Source organism: Kitasatospora sp. MAA4 (assembly GCF_029893355.1).
GTDB lineage: Bacteria > Actinomycetota > Actinomycetes > Streptomycetales > Streptomycetaceae > Kitasatospora.
Genome location: NZ_JARZAI010000022.1, coordinates 68,867 through 90,195 on the forward strand (window position 1 = coordinate 68,867; position 21,329 = coordinate 90,195).

Consider the following 21,329-nt stretch of genomic DNA (forward strand, 5'->3'; position numbering starts at 1 on the left):
GGCCCCTCTGAGCAGTCCCGGAGCCCGTCCCTGCCGGGGGCGGGCTCCGGGTCTGTGACGTACCAGCCACCGAGGCGCGCGGTAAGTCCGGCTTCCTTGCGATAGCCTGACGCGGGGTCTCTCGATGTCGAGAGATCCTCCTCGGCTCCAGTGCGTCGGCCAGCCCTGTGTCGCTGCTGTGGAGCGTGGCACCTGGCGATCGCAGGAGTAGGAAAAATGACTCGCACCCCCGTCAACGTCACCGTCACCGGAGCGGCCGGCCAGATCGGCTATGCGCTGCTGTTCCGCATCGCCTCCGGCCACCTGCTCGGCGCGGACGTGCCGGTGAACCTCCGCCTGCTGGAGATCCCGCAGGGCCTCAAGGCCGCCGAGGGCGTCGCCATGGAGCTCGACGACTGCGCCTTCCCGCTGCTGCGTGACATCACCATCACGGACAACGCCGCCACCGCCTTCTCCGGCGCCAACGTCGCGCTGCTGGTCGGCGCCCGTCCGCGCACCGCGGGCATGGAGCGCGCGGACCTGCTGAGCGCCAACGGCGGCATCTTCGGCCCGCAGGGCAAGGCCATCAACGACAACGCCGCGGACGACATCAAGGTCCTGGTGGTCGGCAACCCGGCCAACACCAACGCCCTGATCGCCCAGCGCAACGCCCCCGACGTGCCGGCCGAGCGGTTCACCGCGATGACCCGCCTGGACCACAACCGCGCCATCGCGCAGCTCGCCAAGAAGTCCGGTGCCGCCGTCGCCGACATCACCAAGGCGATCATCTGGGGCAACCACTCCGCCAGCCAGTACCCGGACCTCTTCCACGCCCAGATCGCCGGCAAGAGCGCCTTCGAGGCGACCGGCAGCGACCTGGCCTGGGTCGAGAAGGACTTCATCCCGACCGTCGCCAAGCGCGGCGCGGCGATCATCGACGCCCGTGGCCTGTCCTCGGCCGCCTCGGCCGCGAACGCCGCCATCGACCACGTGCACACCTGGGTCAACGGCACCCCGGCCGGCGACTGGACCTCGATGGGCATCGTCTCGGACGGCTCGTACGGCGTGGAGCCGGGCATCATCTCGTCCTTCCCGGTCACCACCAAGGACGGCAAGTACGAGATCGTCCAGGGCCTGGAGATCTCCGACTTCTCGCGCGCCCGGATCGACGCCTCGGTCGCCGAGCTGGTCGAGGAGCGCGACGCGGTGCAGGCGCTCGGCCTGATCTGACAGCGACAGCGGCCGGCCACCTCCGACGGGAGGTGGTCGGCCGTGGCCGTTGGATACAGCCTCTAAACTCTCCGACCGTGAACGAAACCCTCGAAGACGCCGCGCTCGTCCTCGTCTTCATCGTCCTCGGTGGGCTGTTCAACATCGCCGAGATCTCGCTGATCTCGCTGCGTGAGGGCCAGATCCGCGCGCTCGCCGAGCGGGGCACCAAGCGGGCCTCGCGCGCCGCCCACCTGGCGGCCGACCCCAACCGGTTCCTGGCCGCCGTGCAGGTCGGGGTGACCTGCATGGGCTTCCTGTCGGCCGCCTTCGGCGCGGACACGCTGGCCGGCAAGCTCGCCCCGGTCTTCGTTCGGATGGGCCTCTCCAGCGGCGTGGCGGACGCCGTCGCGCTGGTCGGCCTCACCCTGCTGATCTCGTACATCTCGCTCGTCCTCGGCGAGCTGACCCCCAAGCGGATCGGCCTCCAGCGCACCGAGTCGATCGCGCTGCTCGCGGCGCCGGTGGTCGACGTGATGTCGGTGGCGCTGCGCCCGGTCATCTGGCTGCTCGGCCACTCCACCAACCTGATGGTCCGCCTCCTCGGCGGCGACCCCAAGGCGGGCCGCGGCAGCATGAGCTCCGAGGAGCTGCGCGGCCTGGTGGCCGCCAACACCGAGCTGGGCAGCGACGAACGGGCGCTGATCGCCGACGTCTTCGCGGCCGGCGAGCGCCAGGTGATCGAGGTGATGGTGCCGCGCACCGAGGTCACCTTCCTGGACGCCGACCAGCTGCTCACCGAGGTCCGCGAGGAGACCAGCTCCTCGCCGCACTCGCGCTACCCCGTGATCGAGGGCAGCTACGACGCGGTGGTCGGCTTCGTGCACGTCCGCGACCTCTACCGGGCGCTCGGCCAGCAGGCCGTCCGGGTCCGCGACATCACCCGCCCGGTGAAGCTGCTGCCCGCCACCAAGCGGGTGCTGGAGGCGATGAGCGAGATGCGCCGCGAGGGCCACCACCTGGCGATGATCGTCGACGAGTACGGCGGCACTGCGGGCATCGTCAGCCTGGAGGACCTGGTGGAGGAGGTGATCGGCGAGATCCGGGACGAGTACGACGCCCAGGAGACCACCACCACCCGGCAGTTGGCCGGCGGCGGGATGGAGGTCGACGGCCTGCTCAACCTGCCCGACTTCGCCGAGGAGGCCGGCGTCGCACTGCCCGAGGGCCCGTACGAGACGGTGGCCGGCTACGTGGTCGCCGAGCTCGGCGAGCTGCCGTCGGTGGGGGACATGGTGGTGACCGCCGAGGGCGTGGTGCTGACCGTCGCGGCGCTGGACGGGCGGCGGATCGACCGGGTCCGGGTCAGCGCCGTACGACTGGCAGAACCTCCAAACGAAGAGGTGTCCTGACCGCTCTCCGGAGCTGGAAGAATGGTGGGTATGGTCAACGCAGCGGTCAACGGTCCGGTGAAGGACCGCCCCCGGGTGCTCTCCGGCATCCAGCCCACCTCCGGCTCGTTCCACCTGGGCAACTACCTCGGCGCGGTACGCCAGTGGGTGGACCTCCAGGAGTCCAGCGACGCCTTCTACATGGTGGTCGACCTGCACGCGATCACCGTGCAGCAGGATCCCCGCACGCTCCGCGAGAACACCAGGATCTCCGTCGCGCAGCTGCTCGGCGCGGGCCTGGACCCGGAGCGCAGCACCCTCTTCATCCAGTCCCACGTGCCCGAGCACGCGCAGCTCGCCTGGGTGATGAACTGCCTCACCGGCTTCGGCGAGGCCGCCCGGATGACGCAGTTCAAGGACAAGTCCGCCAAGCAGGGCAGCGACCACACCTCGGTCGGCCTCTTCACCTACCCGATCCTGCAGATCGCCGACATCCTGCTCTACCAGGCCGACGCCGTGCCGGTCGGTGAGGACCAGCGCCAGCACCTGGAGCTCACCCGCGACCTGGCCGAGCGCTTCAACAGCCGCTACGAGCCCACCTTCACGCTGCCCAAGCCGTACATCCTCAAGGAGACCGCGAAGATCCTGGACCTCCAGGACCCGACGGCCAAGATGAGCAAGTCGGCCTCCTCGGCCAAGGGCCTGGTCAACCTGCTGGACGAGGCGAAGGTCAGCGCCAAGAAGATCAAGAGCGCGGTGACCGACACCGACACCGTGGTGAGCTACGACGAGGAGAAGAAGGCGGGCGTCTCCAACCTGCTGCGAATCCACTCGGCGCTCAGCGGGCAGAGCGTCGACCAGCTGGTGGCGCACTTCGAGGGCAAGATGTACGGCGCCCTGAAGACCGAGCTGGCCGAGGTCTTCAGCGAGTGGGTCGCGCCGTTCCAGGCACGCACCCAGGAGTACCTGGACGACCCGGCCGAGTTGGACCGGGTGCTCGCGGTGGGCGCCGAGAAGGCCCGCGCGGTGGCCTCCCAGACGCTGGCCACGGTCTACGACCGAATGGGGTTCCTGGCGCCGGCCGGCCTCCCGGCCGCCGAGCGCTGATGCCCCCCGCCCCCAGCACCGCCGATGGTGGCGGCCTCGCCGAGGCCGTCACCATCGGCGTGTCCGTCTCCGTTCCCGAGCCCTTCGGCTCGGCGATCCAGGACGCCCGGGCGGCGTACGGCGATCCGCTCGCGCGGGCGATACCCACGCACGTCACGCTGCTGCCGCCGACCGAGGTCCCGGCCGCCCGGCTGCCCGAGGTGCGCGCGCACCTGGCGGCGGTGGCCCGCGGCTACCGGTCCTTCCGGGTGCTGTTGCAGGGCGGCGGCAGCTTCCGCCCGGTCTCCCCGGTGGTGTTCGTCCGGGTCGAGGAGGGCGCCCAGGAGTGCCGGGAGCTGGAGGCGGCGATCCGCTCCGGGCCGCTGGCCCGCGAGCTGGCCTTCCCGTACCACCCGCACGTGACGGTGGCGCACGGGCTGAGCGAGGCGGTGCTGGACACCGCGTTCGCGGACGTCCGCAGTTTCCGGGCGTCCTTCGCGGTGCCCGGCTTCAGCCTCTCCCGGTTCTGCGCGGACGAGATCTGGCGCCCGTGGGAGACGTTCTCCTTCGGAGCCTGAGGAGCTTGAGGAACCTGATCGGGGCGCGGCCGGCGGCGAGCAGGCCCAGGCAGAGCGGGCCGACGAAGAGCGGCACCACGTTGTAGCGGAACAGCTCCGCCGGATTGGCCGCGATCAGCGTCAGTTGCAGCCCCAGCAGGATCCCGCCGAGCGCGAGCACGCCGCCGCGCCGCCGTCCGGCCGCGTACAGGGCCAGCGCCGCGTAGGCGAGGTAGCACCAGGTCGCGCCGCGCCAGAGCAGCCAGTCCAGCCGGCTGACCCTGCTCGCGGTGTGCAGCCAGATCCCGGCCTCGTGCAGCGTGCTGGAGAGCGGACGGCTGGCCAGCGCGGGCAGGTGCGGGCTGCCGACCATCTTCCCGTTCGGCGCCAGGTGCCCGGCGCCGAGGTCGGCGGCGGCGACCGGGGCGGTCCAGCCCCACAGGTCGGGCGAGCGGTCCAGCGGCGAGACGATCGTGCTGGCGCCGGACCGGGTGGGGTCGGAGAACGGCGCCCAGCCGATGTGCCCCCGGCAGATCCGGGCACCGATCACCAGGTCGGGCCTGGCTTCGAGCAGCGCCGTCCACAGCGCCAGCAGCTGCCCGTTCACCCGGTCGGCGGCGGCCCGGTCGAACGGCGCCGAGCTGTTGGTCAGCGCGTCGCCGGAGTGGCAGTTCGCACCCGCCTGCCAGGTGCTGAGCGGTGCCACCTCGGTCAGCAGCCGCTGGTCGGCCGCGCTGAAGAGGCCCGGCGCCTTCTGGTAGGCCACCGCGATGTCCGAGTAGTTGAGCGCGAAGACGGCGTTCGCGGGCGGCTGCCTGATGCCGACGGCGGGGTACAGCCAGAGCTGGCCGGCCAGCGGCACCAGCACGGCCGCCGCCGTCAGCACGGCGAGCGCTCTGCGCAGGCCGGGCAGGACGACCAGCAGGGCGACCCCGGCGATCAGGACCATCCCTTCGTTCGCGTTGCGGAACAGGCCGACGCCGAACAGGCCCACCCCCAGCACCATCAGGTCGAACCGGCGGCCGCCGGCCCCGCGGTGCGCCAGCAGCCGCGCCCCGGCCGCGAACACCAGCACCGCGCTGATGGTGAACGGCACGTCCTTCCAGACGAAGACCACGAAGGTCCCGGTCGGCGGCAGCGCGGCCACCGCGAGCGCCGCCCCCGCACTCCAGCGGGCGCGCACCCCCAGCCCGCGCAGCGCGACGCAGGCGTAGCCGAGGACGGCCGACATCGCGGTGGTCTGCAGCAGCGTGAGCAGCGCGAACCGCCCGGGCAGGTGCAGGGCCAGCCAGACCAGGCAGTCGTAGAGGACGGAGTGGTCCGAGGCCCAGTGCCCGGTGCTGACCTGCCAGGTGTACATCACCGAGTCGAAGCTGATCAGGCCCGGGTGGAAGGCGGCCCACCAGCACAGCCAGACCGCCTGCGTGCCGGCCATGACCGCCAGCGGCAGCCGCCACGGACGGGCGGGGACGAGCTTCGGCATGGCGCGCTCTCCGTGGCTGGCCCGACGGGCCCTCTCGGTGGGGTGGGTGATACGGTCGCACAGCCGTGCTATACGTCTAACGGAAGTTCCCGGGTGTGCGACCTTCGATGAGCTCTCTTGACCACGTGCCACAGCCGGACGGAGGCGGCCACGTCGGTGAGACCGTCGAATCGCCCCTGCCGGACACCGGCTGGCACCGGCTCTCGGCCGCGCTGGACGGCAGGCGGTGGGTCTGGCCGGCGCTGCTGGCGCTCGGCTACCTGGCGCAGCTCGCGGTCCGCCTGCTGCTGGCCCGCCCGCAGAGCTTCCCGGCGGTCATCCCGGACGAGCCCTCCTACCTGGTGCTCGCCCGCGCGCTGGGCGGCGGACCGGTCACCGAGATCCCGGTCGGCCACCTGCTGCCCGCGGGCTATCCGCTGCTGGCCGCCCCGGCGCTGGCCGTCACCGACAGCGCCGGCACCGGCTACCACCTGGTCCTGCTGACCAACGCCCTGGTCACCGCGCTGGTGCTGCCGCTGGGCTTCCTGCTGCTCCGCCGACTGCGGGTCCCGGCGCTGCCGGCCTACGGCTTCGCGACCGCGGCCGGACTGCTCTCGCCGGTGCTCTTCTACGGCCAGTTCGCGATGACCGACAGCGTCCTCGCCGTGGTGCTGCTCGGCTGGCTGCTGGCGCTGCACGGCCTGCTGGCCGAGGGCACGCTGCGCCGCCGGACACTGAGCGGAGTGCTGCTGGGCCTGCTGACGGGCTACGCCTACTCCCTGCACGACCGCGGCAGCGTGGTCATCGTGATCACCGCGCTGCTGCTGCTCGGCGTGCTGGCCCTGAAGTGGGCGCCGCGCCGGGCGACGCTGGCGGCACTCGCGGCGCTGGCCGTCGCGGCGGCGGGGGTGCAGCTGGTCAACGCCTACCTCGCGGCCAAGTTCCCCGGCAGCACCGCGGGCGACGTGAACAGCCTCTTCTTCGACTCGCTCACCAACCCGCACCTGCTGGGCCGCACGGTGGCCCGCAGCTTCGGCCAGACCTGGTACTTCGTGCTGTCCAGCTTCGGCCTGGGCGGCCTGGGCATCGTCAGCTGCGTGCTGGCGCTGTTCCGACCGGCCCTGCCGCGCGCCGCGCGGGTCAGCGCCGGAGCGCTGCTGGCGGTGCTCTTCGGGATCATCGTCGCCTCCGCGGTGACCCTGCCGGACGACGGCCGGATCGACGACTACGTCTACGCCCGCTACGCCGCGCCGCTGGTCGCGCCGATGTTCCTGGTCGGCGCCGCGGGTCTGTGCCTGCTGGGCGTCAGGGCGCTGCTGCTGCGCGCGGGCGCGGTGGTGCTGCTGGTGGCGCTCTGCGCTGGCGTGGTCACCGAGCTGGCCGGCCGCAAGCTGCGCACGGGCGGCTTCGAGCTCTGGGGCCTGCCCGACGTCTCCTTCCTGGCCGGGCACTGGACCTCGCTGCGGGTGTTCCGCTCGACCGCGGTCGGGCTGGCGATCCTCGTCGCGGTGGTGCTGCTGACCGTGCTGGCCCGCCGGGCGCTGCCGCTGCTCGCGGTGGCGCTGTCCGCCCTGGCCCTGGTCTCCAGCCTGGTGATCACCCAGCACGTGGTCCGGCCGTACGTCGCCGCGCACGAGTCCGACGCCGTCCGGATGACCCGGACCGGCCAGGTGCGGCCGGACGACAAGCTGGTGATGGACCAGAACCTCGGCTGGCCGATCCAGGCCGGCCAGATGTACGAGGTCAACCTCGGACGGGTGTGGACCGAGAACCTGTACGGCGGGCAGCTCCCGCCGGCCGGCGCCACCGTGGCGGTGCTGCCGGTGGACTGGCACAACCCCTCGCCGCAGGCCAGCTGGCCGCACGCGCCGGCCGGCTGGTCCGTCGTGGTGGACGACCACGCGCACGGCTACGTGGTCTGGCGCCCGACGAACTGACGTCACTGCGCGAGCATCCAGTCCACCACCCGGGCCGAGGCCTGCCCGTCGTCCTGGCCGCAGAACGTCCGGCGAAAGGCCCGGTAGCGCTGCGCGTAGCCCTCGGTGGCGGCGGGCAGGTCGCGCAGGGCGGCGATCAGCTGGTCGGAGGTCTCCAGCAGTGGACCCGGGGCGTGCTCCTCGAAGTCCAGGTAGAAGCCGCGCAGGTCGTCCCGGTAGTGCTCCAGGTCGTAGGTGAAGAAGAGCATCGGGCGGCCGGTGATGGCGAAGTCGAACAGGATCGAGGAGTAGTCGGTCACCAGCACGTCGGCGATCAGCAGCAGGTCGCGGACGTCCGGGTAGTCGCCGACGTTGTAGAGGAAGCCGTCGCCGGCGCCCGGCAGCGGGTCCTGGACGTGGGCGTGCGGGCGGACCAGCAGTACGTGGTCGGCGCCGAGCGCGCGGCGGGCGGCGTACAGGTCGATCCGCAGGTCGAGCCGGTAGCCGGTGCCGCCCCGGTGGTCGTCGCGCCAGGTCGGGGCGTAGAGCACCACCCGCTTGCCGGCCGGGATGCCCAGGCGCGCGCGGATCCGGGCGGCCTCGGCCGGGTCGCCGGTCACCAGTGAGTCGTCACGCGGGTAGCCGGACTCCAGCACCTCCCCGGCGAACCGGAAGGCCCGGCGCATGATCGGGGTGGCGAACGGGCTGGGGGAGAGCAGCACGCTCCAGTTCGGCGCCTCGCGGTCCAGCTGGTCGAGGTACCCGCTGTCGGCCAGCCAGGCGTTCTCGACGTCGTAGGCGATCCGCTTGAGCGGGCCGCCGTGCCAGGTCTGCACCACGGTCTGGCCCGCACGCCGGTGCAGGAAGTCCGGGAAGTGCGTGTTGCCCACCAGGTAGCGGCTGGTGCCCAGCGCCTCGTACCACTCGGGGCTGTACGCGCGCACGGTGCGCAGCCCGGGCGGCAGTTCGGCCTGTGCGTCGTCGACCACCCAGAGGTGCTCCAACGGCGCGCCGCGGCGCACCAGTTCCTCGTGGACGGCGCGCGGCGAGTCGGCGTAGCCGCGGCCGCCGAAGACGTCGTACAGCACGCACTGGCGCAGCGGGCGGCGGCGGGCCTCCCGGTAGTCCTCGGTGCGCAGCCGGGCCTGCGCCCAGCCGCTGCGTTCGGCGGGGGACAGCACCGGGTGCGAGTCCAGGATCAGGGTCTCGTGCCAACGGCGTTGCAGGGTGACGCTCTTGCCGCCGGCCCTGGCGGTCGCGGGCAGGTCGTCCAGGGCCTCGGGGGCGAGCGTGAGGTGCTGCTCCTCGCCGGGGCGGTCCACCGGGCGCAGCAGCAGGTCCCAGACCCCGCGCCGCAGCGGGAGCCGACCGCCGTAGGAGGTGGCGACGGTGCTGGGGACGGACAGCCGGAAGCGGCCGTCCGCGCCGCTGTGCACCGGGCGGTGGAACTCGGCGCTGCCGTCGGAGTGCCGCAGCACGAGTTCCAGCGGTTCGGGCGAGCGCCGGCCACGGCTGCCGGCGAGCTCGAAGCCGTCCGGGCCGGTGGTCACCCGGTCCACGATCGGGATCGGCCGCTGGTCGCAGAACTGCATCCGGCCGTCGGCCAACCGCTTGAGCCGCAGCACCCGTTCACCGCCCGGCAGCGGGTACTGGCCGGCGAGCTGCTGCCCGTCGACCACCGGGCGCACCGGCCGTCCGTCGGCCGTCGTCAGCTCGGCGTCCCAGTACCCGATGCCCTGGTGCCCCTCCAGGCGGGCGGCCGCGAGCTCGGTGAGCGGGACCCGGGTCGAGAACGAGCCGTCGCCGCACGGCCGGACGGGGCAGGCGAGTTCGGTGGGGGTCTGCCGGTGGTGCAGCCGCAGGAGGTCGAGCGCGACGTCGGGGTGGGCGTGGCCGGTGAGTTCCAGCTGGTCCCCGACGGCGCGGGCCGTGGTGATCCGCGCCCGTACGGTGGTCAGCCGCAGGTGCAGCTCGCCGTCGGTGAAGAAGGGCTCGGCCAGCACGTCGGGGGCCGGCCAACCGAGCGGCGGGTACTCGCCGGAGCCGCACCAGTGCGGGGCCAGCGTCCCGATGCGGCGCCGCAGGCCGCTCCAGAGCGTGGCCGTGACGGTCCATACGCCGTCCTGCCAGTGCTCGCCGTCGCGCAGCCGGCGCGGGTCGATGACGGCGGTGAAGCCGGACCAGTCGTGGTTGAGGAGCTGCTGACCGCTCTCCTCGGTGGCCTCGGGCAGCCGCAGCGGCCGGGTGAACACGCGGACCGGTCGCCGACCGTCGGCGCGGGTCAGGGTGAGCACGGTCAGCGCGCTGCCGCGCCGGGCGCAGCCGCGGTCCTGGCGGTGCGCGAAGCCGGTGAGGACGAGCTTGCCGTCCTGCCAGCGGGCTTCCCGGATCCCCATCCTGGTGGCATCCGGGAGGGCCCTCGCGGCGGGGGAGACCGTGCGGGTGCCGGCGGCGGCGAAGTCGATCTGGGCGGCGACAGGCATCAGGGGGAGGCCCTTCATGGCGGCAATCCACGGCTATCTCATACCGCCGTGCTTAACCCCGTCAATTGCCCTGAAGTGTCGCCGAAGTGTCGCCGAAGTGGCGCCGCACAAATGAAAACTGCTCTGCGATCCCGTGCAATGGCACGGAATCGCAGAGCAGTTCGGAAAAGCGGATCAGCGTTCGGTGTTGAGCAGTGCGTCGACCACCCGGGCGGCGGCCTGGCCGTCGTCCAGGTCGCAGTACGTGGCGCGGAAGCTCTCGTACTTCCCGGCGAACTCCGCGGTGCTGCTCTCGACCGAGCCCAGGGCGGCGACCAGCTCCTCGGAGGTCTCCAGCAGCGGGCCCGGGGCCTGCTCCTCGAAGTCGAACGTGAAGCCCCGCAGGTTGTCGCGGTAGTGCTCCAGGTCGTAGGTGAAGAACAGGATCGGCCGACCGGTGTTGGCGAAGTCGAACATCGCCGAGGAGTAGTCGGTGACCAGCACGTCGGCCACGAGCAGGAGTTCGGCCATGTCGGGGTAGGTGGAGACGTCCCAGACGTAGCCGTTGCCGGCGCCCGGCACCTGCCCGTGCACGATCGAGTGGGCCCGGACCAGCAGCACCTGGTCCTCGCCCAGCGCCTGCCGGGCGGCGTCCAGGTCGATCCGCAGGTCCAGCTGGTAGCCGTCCTGCGGGCGCTTGCGGTCCTCGCGGAAGGTCGGCGCGTAGAGCACCACCTGCTTGCCCTCCGGCAGACCGAGCCGCTCGCGCACCTGTGCGGCCTTCTTGTCCCGATCGGGGGAGAAGAGCACGTCGTTCCGCGGATATCCGGACTCGACGATTTCACCCGAATAGCGGAATGCGCGTCGCAGAACGGGCGTCGAGAACGTGTTCGGCGATACCAGGAGATCCCACACCGGAACCTCGCGGTCCAGCTGGTTGAGGTACTCGCTGTCGATGAACCAGATCTTTTCGAAATCGTGCCCGATTCGCTTCAGCGGCGTCCCGTGCCAGGTCTGCAGAATGATCTGCCCGGGCCGGCGGGTGACGAAGTTCGGCAGGTGCGTGCTGGTCACGATGTACTTCGAGGTGGCCATCGCCTCGTACCACTCCGGGCTCCACTGGCGCACCGGCTCGGCACTCTGCGGCAGGTCGGCCTGGAGGTCGTCCACCGTCCAGAGGTGCTCCAGCGGCAGACCGCGGCGCACCAGCTCCTTGTGCACGGCCCGCGGCGAGCCCGCGTAGTGGGCGCCGAGCGCCTCGTTGTAGAGCACCGTGTCGCGCAGCGGGCGCCGCTGGGCGGCCGGGTACGCGAACAGCCGCTGCTGGCGCTGGCGGTAGCCGCTGCGCTCCTCGGGCAGCAGGTCGGTGTGCGACTCCAGGGCGAGGGTGTCGTAGTAGCGACGCTGAAGGGTGATCAGCTTGCCGCGCGAGTCCACCTCCAGGGGCAGTGCCGGGTGGCACTCGGGGGCGAGTATGACCGCGGGCCAGGCGATCTCGGCGGAGCCGTTCTCGGGCCGGAAGAAGAGCTCCCAGGTGCCCTTGTGCAGCGGCACCGAGCCGGCGAACGAACCGGTCGGCACGGTCGGCAGCTCGACCTCGAACCGCCCGTCGCTGATCACCATCGGGTAGACGTGGTCCTCCTCGCGGAAGACGTGCCGCAGCACCAGCTCGTAGCGGTGCTCGCCGGGCAGCGGGTAGCGGCCCTTCAGCACGAACGAGTCCTTCAGACCCGCCTCCAGCTCGTCCACCACGGGCTGGAGCACCTGGTCGGCGAACTGCAGGTAGCCGTCGGTGTCCGGCTTGGAGGTGATCGAGCGCGCGGTGCCCAGCGGGGCCTCGGGCGACAGCGCCATGTCGAAGTGGGTCGGCGGCTGCCGGTCGTCCACCACGATCGGCACCACCGAGCCGTCGGCCAGCAGCAGCGAGGCGTCCCAGTGGTCGGAGGGGCGCTCGGCGGCGGCCGGGTCGAGCGCGGCCCAGGACTCGCGCACCGCGACCAGCTCGGCGACCGGGGCCGTCGCGCTGAACGGCACCGCCCGGCCGGCCGGGATGCCGAACTCGACCGGGAAGGTCAGCACGGTGTCGGACTCGGCGTGGTTCAGCCGCAGCCGCACGCCGGCCAGGTCGGAGACCGCCCGCACCGTCCCGGTGACCTGCACCTCGCCGTCCGCACCGCGCAGCTCGGTGACCTTGGCCCGCAGGGTCTCCACCCGCAGGTGCAGGAAGGTGTCCTTGAGGGTCGGGATCACCCGGACGTTGTCGTCCACCCAGTGCGAGGGGAAGCTCTGCGCGGAGTCGTGCCAGCCGCCGGAGATCCGGCCCTTGTAGAGGCCGGCCTTGCCTACACCGGCGATCAGCACCCGCCAGGTGCCGTCCTGCCACTGCCCGCGCCGCTTGAGCCTGGCCGGGTCGACGGCCGCGTGGAAGCCGGCCCAGTCGCAGCTGTAGAGGTCGTGCGGGGAGCTGGCGGTGGCCTCGGGGCGGTACTGCGCCTTGGTGGGGATCGCGAGCACGCGGCGGCCCTTGGCCTCGCGCAGCACGAGCACCTTGACCATGTCGTGCTTGTTCTCGGCGCCCAGGTGCTCGGGGAAGGCGTGCCCGGTGAGCTGGAACTTGCCGTCCTGCCAGGCCGACGCGTACACCCGGCTGCGCATCACCAGCGCGTTGTCCAGCCGCAGCACCTCGGCCGGCACGCTCTTGCGCCCGCCGCGCAGGAACGGGTAGTCGGCGTACGGGCGCAGCAGGCCGCGGGCCGGGGCGGCGCCGTTGCTGTCCTGCTCGAAGCGCAGCTGCTCGATGAACTCGTCCATCCGGTTCTGCAGCGTCAGGTGGTACTTCAGCCGCAGCGGCGCGCGCAGCTTGCGGACCGGCTCGGGGCCGATCGCCCGCAGCAGCCGGCTGACGCAGCTCTGGTAGGCGGCGCGGAACTCCTGGTCGCCCTCCAGGGTGTCCCAGAAGAACATCGGGATCTCCTCGACGAGGTTGTTCTCGTCGTAGGAGCGCAGGTACTCCTTGTACTTCGGGTCGGTCTGCTTCAGCAGCCAGGTCCGGACCAGCTCCATCGAGGTGACCCGGTCGATCAGCCCGCGCGGGTTGGTGCGCATCTGGGTGATCGACATCTCGCCGACCTCGCGCTCGCGCCAGTGGTAGATCGGCTCGGAGAGCACGTCCACGCTGCGCGCCATGTAGTGGTGCGGCACGCTGACCGGCGCGTCCTCGTACAGGATGCCCTCGGGGTAGATGATCCCGGCCGCGTCCCAGAAGGAGCGCCGGTAGACCTTGTTCCACGCCGTACGGTCGGTGACCAGCGCCGGGATCTCGGTGATGTGGGTCTGCAGCCGGGTTTCCTTGAACGGCTTGCGGTGCCCGCCCGACTGGTAGTGGCCCACCGCCCGGAAGCGCAGCACGTTGCCGGTGGCGAAGTCCGAGCCGGTCTTGTCGAGCGTGGTGATCATCAGCTCGTACGCGCTCGGCGGCAGGGTGTCGTCACTGTCCACGAAGGCGATGAACTCGGTGCCCTCGGTCAGGTGCAGCAGGCCGGTGTTGCGGGCCGCACCGAGGCCCGCGTTCTTCTTGCGGACCAGTCGGAAGCGGGAGTCCTTGGCCGCGAACGCCTCCGCGAGAGCCGCACTGCCGTCCTTGGAACCGTCGTCGACCATGATGCACTCAAGGTCACTCATGGTCTGGTCGGCGATCGACTCCAGGCACTCCTCCAGGTACCGCTCGACGTTGTAGATAGGGACAACGACAGAGAGACGGGGGGCCATCAGCTGTGCGGGCCTTTCATCGGGGACGGTCGACCGGCCTGCTGTTTCGACGCGCTACGCAGAGCAACGGGCAGGCGGTACGCGGCGATCCTACCCTCCGTCGATGAGCCATCCGGGGCGTCGCTATGCCCGGTTCCGGTCGGTTGAGCCCTCCAGGGGCAAAGCGGCTCGAACGGGACTCTTCGACACGCCGCAAGGGTAGTCGTCGCCCATGGGATTCCTGACCAGGCTGCCGCTGATCGGCCCGCTCGCGGGCGCCGCGCTGCGCAGCCGCCCGTACCGCACCTACGAGCACTTCACCGCGGCCAAGGGCAACCGGCTGGCCGGCGCCGTGACCTTCTTCGGCTTCCTGGCGCTCTTCCCGCTACTCACCGTCGCGCTGGCGATCGCGGTGGCGACGCTGACGACCACCCGGGTGGACGAGATCAAGCAGAAGATCGGCGACCAGGTCCCGGGCCTGGCCACCTCGCTCGGCCTCGACTCGCTGATCGCCAACGCCGGAGCCGTCGGCCTGGTCAGCGGCGTGCTGCTGCTGCTCTCCGGCCTCGGCTGGGTGAACACCATGCGCGGCTCGATCCGCGACATCTGGCAGCTGCCGCAGGAGGACGGCAACGTCTTCCTGCGCAAGGGCTGGGACTGCCTGGTGCTGGCCGGCCTCGGCCTGGTCTCGGCGCTCTCGCTGGCTGCCTCGGCGGTGGGCAGCCTGCTGGCCGGCAAGCTCGCCAGGGGCCTTGGGCTCGCCGACCACGGTCCCGCCCACTACCTGCTGGCCGCCGCGGGCTTCGTGATCGCGGTCGGCGCGGACATGCTGCTCTTCAGCTACCTGCTCGCCCCGTTCCCCCGGATCACCGACCAGCGCCGCCGCGAGGTGCTGATCGGTGCGCTGATCGGCTCGGTCGGGTTCGAACTGCTCAAACTGCTGCTCGCCTCCTACCTGGGCTCGGTGTCCGGGAAGAGTCTGTACGGAGCGTTCGGGGTGCCGATCGCACTGCTGCTGTGGATCAACTTCGTCTGCCGGCTGCTGATGTACTGCGTCTCCTGGACGGCGCTGGCCGATCCGGCGGCGGCCCGGGACCGGGCGCTGGCCAGTGCGGAGGCGGCCCGCCTGGTTGCTTTGGGTGCTCACACGAACGAGTGAGAGGTCGCCGTCAACCCTCTTCTCAGCCATCATCAGAGTGGTTAGGATCACGTCCGATCCGGGGCCCGGCACAGTCCCCGGCTGGCTCTTGCCAGCGGTGCCCGGGCACCGGCCTGCCGTAGGAGGCACCCGTGGTCACCCTTGACTCCCGCCCCGAAGTCCAGGCCGCACCGCAGAGCCCGGACGACGTCCCCGGCTGGTTCTGGCCGCTGGACCAGCAGCTCTTCGGCTGGCTGCTGGAACGCCAGACCGCCGCCGGCATGCGCGGCGACCTGCTGGAAATGGGCAGCTACCTGGGACGCAGCGCGATCCTGATCGGGCGCCACCGGCAACCGGGTGAGGCGTTCACGATCTGCGACCTGTTCGACTCCGACGCCCCGGACGGCGACAACGCCGCCGAGATGACGATGTCCTACCGCGAGACGCTCACCCGGGCCGCCTTCGAACGCAACTACCTGGCCTTCCACGCCGAGCTGCCCACCATCGTGCAGGCGCCGACCTCGGCGCTGGCCGGCGGCGTGCTGCCGGCGGGCAGCTGCCGCTTCGCCCACATCGACGCCTCCCACCTCTACGAGCACGTCGCCGGCGACATCCAGACCGCCCGGGCGGCGCTGGCCGACGGCGGCATCGTGGTGCTGGACGACTTCCGCTCGCCGCACACCCCCGGCGTCGCCGCCGCCACCTGGGAGGCCGTCTTCGCCCACGGGCTGCGCCCGATCTGCGTGACGCCGGAGAAGCTCTACGGCAGCTGGGCGGACCCGGAACCCCTGCAACGCGAGCTGCGCCTGCTGGACGGGGACGTCGACGGCTGCAACCTGGACGTCGACGTGATAGCCGGGCAGCCGGTGCTGCGGTTCTCCGGGCCCGGGGTGGCGCGGCTGATGCCCCCGAGCAGCTGCACCGCCCCGACGCCACCCGCCGCGCGCAGCACGGCCCGCAGCACGGCCCGCCGGCTGGCGCTGGACCTGCTGCCGCCGGTGGCCGCCCGGGCCGTGCGACGCGGCCTGCGCAGCGTCCGCGAGCACGCGGCGTAAACGCGCCGAAGGGCGGGGGCCCGAGCCCCCGCCCTTCTTCCTCTGCTTTCTCAGTCGCGGTGGCCGATCGCCGTCGCGCCGGCCGGGCCCGGCTCGCCGGCGCCGAGGGCGGTGGCGCCGCCGGTGGCGGGGACGGCCACGACCGTCCGGCGCGACCACCGCCGCCGCCGGGCCGCCACCCAGAGGCCCGCGGCCACCGCGCACCCGACCGCGGCACCGACGGCCGACCAGTTCCGGACCCCCTGCGCCGCCAACTCGCTCCGAGGCGGCCCGGCCTCCTTCTTGGGGGGTTCCAGCGCGGGCTTCGCCGCAGCGACGGCCGCCGGACTCGCCGGACTCGCCGGGGCCGCCGCGTCACCGCCGCCGCCCGTCTTCGGCTGCACCAGCACGCCGACCGGCGCCACCTTGTCCGCCGCCGCGAAGCCCCAGTCCAGCAGCGCCGCGGTCTCGTCGTACACCTTCATGTACGTCGCCGGATGCATCACGGCGACCAGCAGCGTCCGCCCGTCGCGCTCGGCCGCGCCGACGAAGGTGCTGCCCGCGTTGGTGGTGTAGCCGTTCTTGACGCCGAGCAGTCCCGGGTACTTCCCGAGCAGCCGGTCGGTGTTCTGGATGCCGAAGGTGGCGCGCTGCCCGGTGTTCTTGTCCACCGCCCCGGGGAACTGGGCGTCCCGGGTCGCGCAGTAGGAGCGGAAGTCGGGATTGCGCAGCCCGTCCCGGGCGAACAGCGTCAGGTCGTAGGCCGAGGTGAGCTGCCCGTCCTCGTCGTACCCGTCCGGCGAGACCACGTGGGTGTCGGCGGCGCCCAGCACCCCGGCCCGCTCCTGCATCTGGCGGACCGTCTGCTCGATGCCGCCGTTCATGTTCGCGAGCACGTGCACCGCGTCGTTGCCCGAGCTCAGGAAGACGCCGCGCCAGAGGTCCTCGACCTTGTAGTCCAGGTCCTCCTTGACGCCCACCAGGCTGCTGCCCGCCCCGAGCCCCGCCAGCTCGGACGGCGTCACCCGGTGCACGGTCGACCGGTCGAACTTGGGCAGGACGGTGTCGGCGAAGAGCATCTTGAGGGTGCTGGCGGGCGGCAGCCGCAGGTGCGGGTTGTACGCGGCCAGCACGTTGCCCGTCCCGGCGTCGGCGACCAGCCAGGACATCCCGGTCAGCCCGGTGGGCAGCCGGGGCGTCCCCCCGGTGGGGGTCACCTGCACCCCCTGCTGCCCCAGCCGTTCGCCGCCCACCACCGACCCGCCGGGCGGCGGCTCCGCGAGCGGCGCGGCCGACGCGAGCGGAGCCGCCGCGAGAGGGGCCGCGCACCACACCAGGGCGGCTGCCAGCGCGACGGCCCGTCGGCCAGAACCAGTACGACACATCAGGTGATCAGCTGAACGCACCTGGCGACCGTACCCACCCCGCCACCCCCGCCCCCGGGCTCGCCGCCCACGTCCCCCGAACGGGTACCGCCGCTTCCGCCACCCGGCCCCGCACCCATACTGGAACGCCAGCCCCGCCCGCCCCGCTAAGGAACGCCTGCCATGAAGCTCAGCCGCCGCACCTCCTGGTTCCTCACCGCCTTCGGCGTCTGGTCCGTCATCATCTGGACGACTTTCGTGAAGAACCTCTGGGCGGACTCCGCCGGCCAGGCCTTCACCAACCACGACCACGCGCACCCCACCGCCTTCTTCTGGATCCACCTCACCCTGGCCATCACCTCCTTCATCCTCGGCGCCATCGTCGGCCTCATCGGCCTCCGAGGCCTCGGCGGCCTGCGCGGCCTGCGGGGCGCGCCCGCTGCGGAGAAGAGCTGACAGCACTGTGCCCCGCCGGTCGTCGACCGGCGGGGCACAGTGGGCTGAGCTGCTAGAAGCGGCGCGTCACCAGGGCGCGCTTGACTTCCTGGATCGCCTTGGTGACCTCGATGCCGCGGGGGCAGGCCTCCGAGCAGTTGAAGGTGGTGCGGCAGCGCCACACGCCCTCACGGTCGTTGAGGATCTCCAGGCGCTGCTCGGCGCCCTCGTCACGCGAGTCGAAGATGAAGCGGTGCGCGTTGACGATGGCGGCCGGGCCGAAGTACTGGCCGTCGTTCCAGAAGACCGGGCAGGACGACGTGCACGCGGCGCACAGGATGCACTTGGTGGTGTCGTCGAAGCGCTCGCGGTCCTCGGCGGACTGCAGGCGCTCGCGGGTCGGCTCGTTCCCGTTGGAGATCAGGAACGGCATGACGTCCTTGTACGCCTGGAAGAACGGGTCCATGTCCACGACCAGGTCCTTGAGGACCGCGAGGCCCTTGATGGCCTCGATCGTGATCGGCTTCTCCGGGTTGACGTCCTTCAGCAGGGTCTTGCAGGCCAGCCGGTTGCGGCCGTTGATCCGCATCGCGTCCGAGCCGCAGATCCCGTGCGCGCAGGAGCGCCGGTACGTCAGGGTGCCGTCCTGCTCCCACTTGACCTTGTTGAGGGCGTCCAGGACGCGCTCCTTCGGGTCCATGGTGAGCTGGTAGTCCACCCACACCGGCTCCGGGTGCTCCTCCGGGTTGAACCGGCGGATGCGGAGGGTGAAGGTGATCATCTGCACGCCGCCGGCCTCGGCCGCGTCCAGCGCCGCCGAGTGCGGTGCGTCGATCGTGGGGGCGCTCATCAGTACTTACGCTCCATCGGCTGGTAGCGGGTCGTGACGACCGGCTTGTAGTCAAGGCGGATGGAGGTGCTGCCGTCATCGGCGACCTCCTGGTACGCCATGGTGTGCTGCATGAACTTCACGTCGTCACGGGTCGGGAAGTCCTCGCGGAAGTGACCGCCGCGCGACTCCTCGCGGGCCAGCGCCGAGACGACCAGCACCTCGGCCAGGTCGAGCAGGTTGCCCAGCTCGACGGCCTCCAGGAGGTCCGTGTTGTAGCGGAAGCCCTTGTCCATGATCGCGACGTGCTTGTACCGCTCGCGCAGCGCCGCGATGTCCTCGGACGCCTGCTTCAGGGTCGCGCCGGTGCGGTAGACCATGGCGTTGACGTCCATGGTCTCCTGCAGCTCCTTGCGGATCTGCGCGACGGACTCGGTGCCGGTGGAGTCGCGCAGGCCGTCGACCAGCGCCTGCACCTTCTCGGCCGGGTTCTCGGGGAGCGGCGTGTAGTCCACCGTCGACGAGTAGTTGGCGGCGGCGATGCCGGCCCGCTTGCCGAACACGTTGATGTCCAGCAGCGAGTTGGTGCCGAGCCGGTTGGCGCCGTGGACCGAGACGCAGGCGACCTCGCCGGCCGCGTAGAGGCCGGGGACCACGTCGGTGTTGTTGCGCAGCACCTCGCCCTCGACGTTGGTCGGGATGCCGCCCATCGCGTAGTGCGCGGTGGGCTGGATCGGGATCGGGTCCGTGTAGGGCTCGATCCCGAGGTAGGTGCGCGCGAACTCGGTGATGTCCGGGAGCTTGGCGTCCAGCTGCTCCGGCGGAAGGTGCGTCAGGTCCAGGTAGACGTGGTCGCCCTCGGGGCCGCAGCCGCGACCCTCGCGGATCTCGGTGTAGATCGCGCGCGAGCAGACGTCACGGGACGCGAGGTCCTTCATGACCGGGGCGTAGCGCTCCATGAAGCGCTCGCCGTCCTTGTTGCGCAGGATGCCGCCCTCGCCGCGGGCGCCCTCGGTGAGCAGGATGCCCATCCGCCAGATGCCCGTCGGGTGGAACTGGAAGAACTCCATGTCCTCCAGCGGCAGGCCGCGGCGGTAGACCAGCGCCTGGCCGTCACCGGTGAGGGTGTGGGCGTTGGAGGTCACCTTGAAGAACTTGCCGGTGCCGCCGGAGGCGAACACCACCGACTTGGCCTGGAAGACGTGGATCTCGCCGGTGGCCAGCTCGTACGCGACCACGCCGGCGGTCTTGCCGTCGTTGATCAGCAGGTCGAGCACGTAGAACTCGTTGAAGAACTCGACGCCGTGCTTGACGCAGTTCTGGAACAGCGTCTGCAGGATCATGTGACCGGTGCGGTCCGCGGCGTAGCAGGAGCGGCGGACGGCCGCCTCGCCGTGGTTGCGGGTGTGTCCGCCGAAGCGGCGCTGGTCGATCCGGCCGGCCTCGGTGCGGGAGAAGGGCAGGCCCATCTTCTCCAGGTCGAGGACCGCGTCGATGGCCTCCTTGCACATGATCTCGGCGGCGTCCTGGTCGACCAGGTAGTCACCACCCTTGACCGTGTCGAAGGTGTGCCACTCCCAGTTGTCCTCCTCGACGTTGGCGAGGGCGGCGCACATGCCGCCCTGGGCCGCGCCGGTGTGGGACCGGGTGGGGTAGAGCTTGGTCAGCACGGCGGTACGGCTGCGCTGGGTCGACTCGATGGCCGCGCGCATGCCGGCGCCGCCCGCGCCGACGATGACGGTGTCGTACTTGTGAATCTGCATGGGGTGTCAGTCGCCTCTGGCTCTGGCCGAGTTAGATGTTCGGGTCGAAGGTGAAGATCACCAGAGTGCCGAGCAGCACGGTGAACACCGTGGCGGCACCCATCAGGGTCTTCAGCCAGAGACGCGTCGAGTCCTTCTCGGCGTAGTCGTTGATGACCGTGCGCATGCCGTTGGAGCCGTGCAGCATGGCGAGCCAGAGCATCAGCAGGTCCCAGCCCTGCCAGAACGGCGAGGCCCAGCGGCCGGCCACGAAGGCGAAGCCGATCTTGGAGACGCCGCCGTCGAGCACCAGCATGATCAGCAGGTGGCCGAGGATCAGCACCACCAGCACGACACCCGACAGGCGCATGAAGAGCCAGGCGAGCATCTCGAAGTTGGTACGGGTGCGACGAGGGGTCTTCGTCGAACGCGTCCGCGGCGGCTGGATCACGAACTCGTCGGCCGGGTTACCGGTGCCGAGTCCCTTGCCGGTGTGGGCCTGCGAAGAGGAGACCAGCTCGATGTCAGAGGTATCAGTCGACATGCCGGATCACTTCCCGAACCAGGAGAGCAGGGTGTGCTGGAGGATCGGGTAGAACGCGCCGGCCATCAGGACGACCCAGACGCCGACGACGCTCCAGAGCATCTGCTTCTGGTACTTCGGGCCCTTCGACCAGAAGTCCACCGCGATGACCCGTAGGCCGTTCAGGGCGTGGAACAGGATGGCGGCGGTCAGGCCGTACTCCATCAGGTTCACCAGGGGCGTCTTGTACGTCTGAATGACGGAGTCGTACGCCTGAGGCGACACGCGCACCAGCGCGGTGTCAAGGACATGAGCGAACAGGAAGAAGAAAATGAGGACGCCGGTGACTCGATGAGCCACCCAACTCCACATGCCTTCCCGGCCGCGGTACAGCGTTCCAGCCGGCACGGAAAACCCTCCGGAAGCGGATGAAGGGCTCGGCCGGCTTCGGTGTC

At 71.3% G+C, this 21,329-nt stretch carries 16 protein-coding genes; 8 read left to right on the top strand and 8 right to left on the bottom strand.

The genetic code is table 11. From position 1 onward, the window contains the following. Window positions 1-216: 216 nt before the first annotated feature. From P3T37_RS26640 to P3T37_RS26655, 4 genes are all read left to right on the top strand, one after another. Window positions 217-1,209: a malate dehydrogenase gene (locus P3T37_RS26640; protein ID WP_280726424.1), complete on the top strand. Its 993-nt coding sequence runs from the start codon at window positions 217-219 to the stop codon at window positions 1,207-1,209. 77 nt (window positions 1,210-1,286) lie between these two features. Next, window positions 1,287-2,600: a hemolysin family protein gene (locus P3T37_RS26645; RefSeq protein ID WP_280726425.1), complete on the top strand. Its 1,314-nt coding sequence runs from the start codon at window positions 1,287-1,289 to the stop codon at window positions 2,598-2,600. A 75-nt stretch (window positions 2,601-2,675) separates the two neighbouring features. Then, window positions 2,676-3,686 (top strand): tryptophan--tRNA ligase, encoded by a 1,011-nt coding sequence (trpS, locus tag P3T37_RS26650; protein WP_280726488.1) that lies wholly within the window; start codon window positions 2,676-2,678, stop codon window positions 3,684-3,686. Beyond that, the gene (locus P3T37_RS26655) at window positions 3,686-4,243 is read left to right on the top strand and encodes a 2'-5' RNA ligase family protein (protein WP_280726426.1); all 558 of its coding nucleotides are present in this window, start codon (window positions 3,686-3,688) and stop codon (window positions 4,241-4,243) included. The genes trpS and P3T37_RS26655 overlap by 1 nt, the downstream gene beginning before the upstream one ends. On the opposite strand, the gene P3T37_RS26660 is transcribed toward P3T37_RS26655, so the two are convergent. Then, complete coding sequence (locus tag P3T37_RS26660) at window positions 4,176-5,705, bottom strand: hypothetical protein (protein WP_280726427.1); 1,530 nt, start codon at window positions 5,703-5,705, stop codon at window positions 4,176-4,178. The genes P3T37_RS26655 and P3T37_RS26660 overlap by 68 nt on opposite strands. A 107-nt stretch (window positions 5,706-5,812) precedes the next feature. Between P3T37_RS26660 and P3T37_RS26665 the strand changes: the two genes are divergently transcribed. Further along, window positions 5,813-7,621, top strand: coding sequence for a hypothetical protein (locus P3T37_RS26665; RefSeq protein ID WP_280726428.1), 1,809 nt, complete (start codon window positions 5,813-5,815; stop codon window positions 7,619-7,621). Between the two features lie 2 nt (window positions 7,622-7,623). Here P3T37_RS26665 and P3T37_RS26670 read toward each other — a convergent pair whose 3' ends face one another. Together P3T37_RS26670 and P3T37_RS26675 are read right to left on the bottom strand one after the other, a co-directional pair. Further along, window positions 7,624-10,101, bottom strand: a complete 2,478-nt coding sequence (locus P3T37_RS26670) for a CDP-glycerol glycerophosphotransferase family protein (RefSeq protein ID WP_280726429.1) — start codon at window positions 10,099-10,101, stop codon at window positions 7,624-7,626. 156 nt (window positions 10,102-10,257) lie between these two features. Then, entirely contained in the window at window positions 10,258-13,830 is a 3,573-nt protein-coding gene (locus P3T37_RS26675; protein WP_280726430.1) for a bifunctional glycosyltransferase/CDP-glycerol:glycerophosphate glycerophosphotransferase, read from the bottom strand. Window positions 13,831-14,041: 211 nt separating this feature from the next. On the opposite strand from P3T37_RS26675, the gene P3T37_RS26680 reads away from it, so the two are divergent. Continuing rightward, entirely contained in the window at window positions 14,042-14,968 is a 927-nt protein-coding gene (locus P3T37_RS26680) for a YhjD/YihY/BrkB family envelope integrity protein (RefSeq protein WP_280726431.1), read from the top strand. Window positions 14,969-15,099: 131 nt separating this feature from the next. Further along, window positions 15,100-16,002 carry a class I SAM-dependent methyltransferase gene (locus tag P3T37_RS26685; RefSeq protein ID WP_280726432.1) on the top strand — a complete coding sequence of 301 codons (903 nt, stop codon included), beginning with the start codon at window positions 15,100-15,102 and terminating at the stop codon, window positions 16,000-16,002. Window positions 16,003-16,052: 50 nt separating this feature from the next. On the opposite strand, the gene P3T37_RS26690 is transcribed toward P3T37_RS26685, so the two are convergent. After that, window positions 16,053-17,387 carry a D-alanyl-D-alanine carboxypeptidase gene (locus tag P3T37_RS26690; RefSeq protein ID WP_348533285.1) on the bottom strand — a complete coding sequence of 445 codons (1,335 nt, stop codon included), beginning with the start codon at window positions 17,385-17,387 and terminating at the stop codon, window positions 16,053-16,055. 141 nt (window positions 17,388-17,528) lie between these two features. Here P3T37_RS26690 and P3T37_RS26695 point away from each other — a divergent pair, with 141 nt between their 5' ends. Further along, window positions 17,529-17,801 (top strand): hypothetical protein, encoded by a 273-nt coding sequence (locus P3T37_RS26695; RefSeq protein WP_280726433.1) that lies wholly within the window; start codon window positions 17,529-17,531, stop codon window positions 17,799-17,801. 52 nt (window positions 17,802-17,853) lie between these two features. Here P3T37_RS26695 and P3T37_RS26700 read toward each other — a convergent pair whose 3' ends face one another. From P3T37_RS26700 to sdhC, 4 genes are read right to left on the bottom strand one after another with little or no spacing between them, the layout of a single operon-like run. Beyond that, a complete protein-coding gene (locus tag P3T37_RS26700; protein ID WP_280726434.1) occupies window positions 17,854-18,630 on the bottom strand; it encodes a succinate dehydrogenase iron-sulfur subunit in 777 nt (258 codons plus the stop codon). Next, window positions 18,630-20,372: a succinate dehydrogenase flavoprotein subunit gene (sdhA, locus tag P3T37_RS26705; RefSeq protein WP_280726435.1), complete on the bottom strand. Its 1,743-nt coding sequence runs from the start codon at window positions 20,370-20,372 to the stop codon at window positions 18,630-18,632. Before sdhA ends, P3T37_RS26700 begins: the two co-directional genes overlap by 1 nt. A 31-nt stretch (window positions 20,373-20,403) precedes the next feature. Beyond that, a complete protein-coding gene (gene sdhD / locus P3T37_RS26710; protein WP_035800989.1) occupies window positions 20,404-20,895 on the bottom strand; it encodes a succinate dehydrogenase, hydrophobic membrane anchor protein in 492 nt (163 codons plus the stop codon). Window positions 20,896-20,901: 6 nt separating this feature from the next. After that, window positions 20,902-21,282, bottom strand: a complete 381-nt coding sequence (gene sdhC, locus P3T37_RS26715) for a succinate dehydrogenase, cytochrome b556 subunit (protein ID WP_035800990.1) — start codon at window positions 21,280-21,282, stop codon at window positions 20,902-20,904. Window positions 21,283-21,329 lie beyond the last annotated feature (47 nt).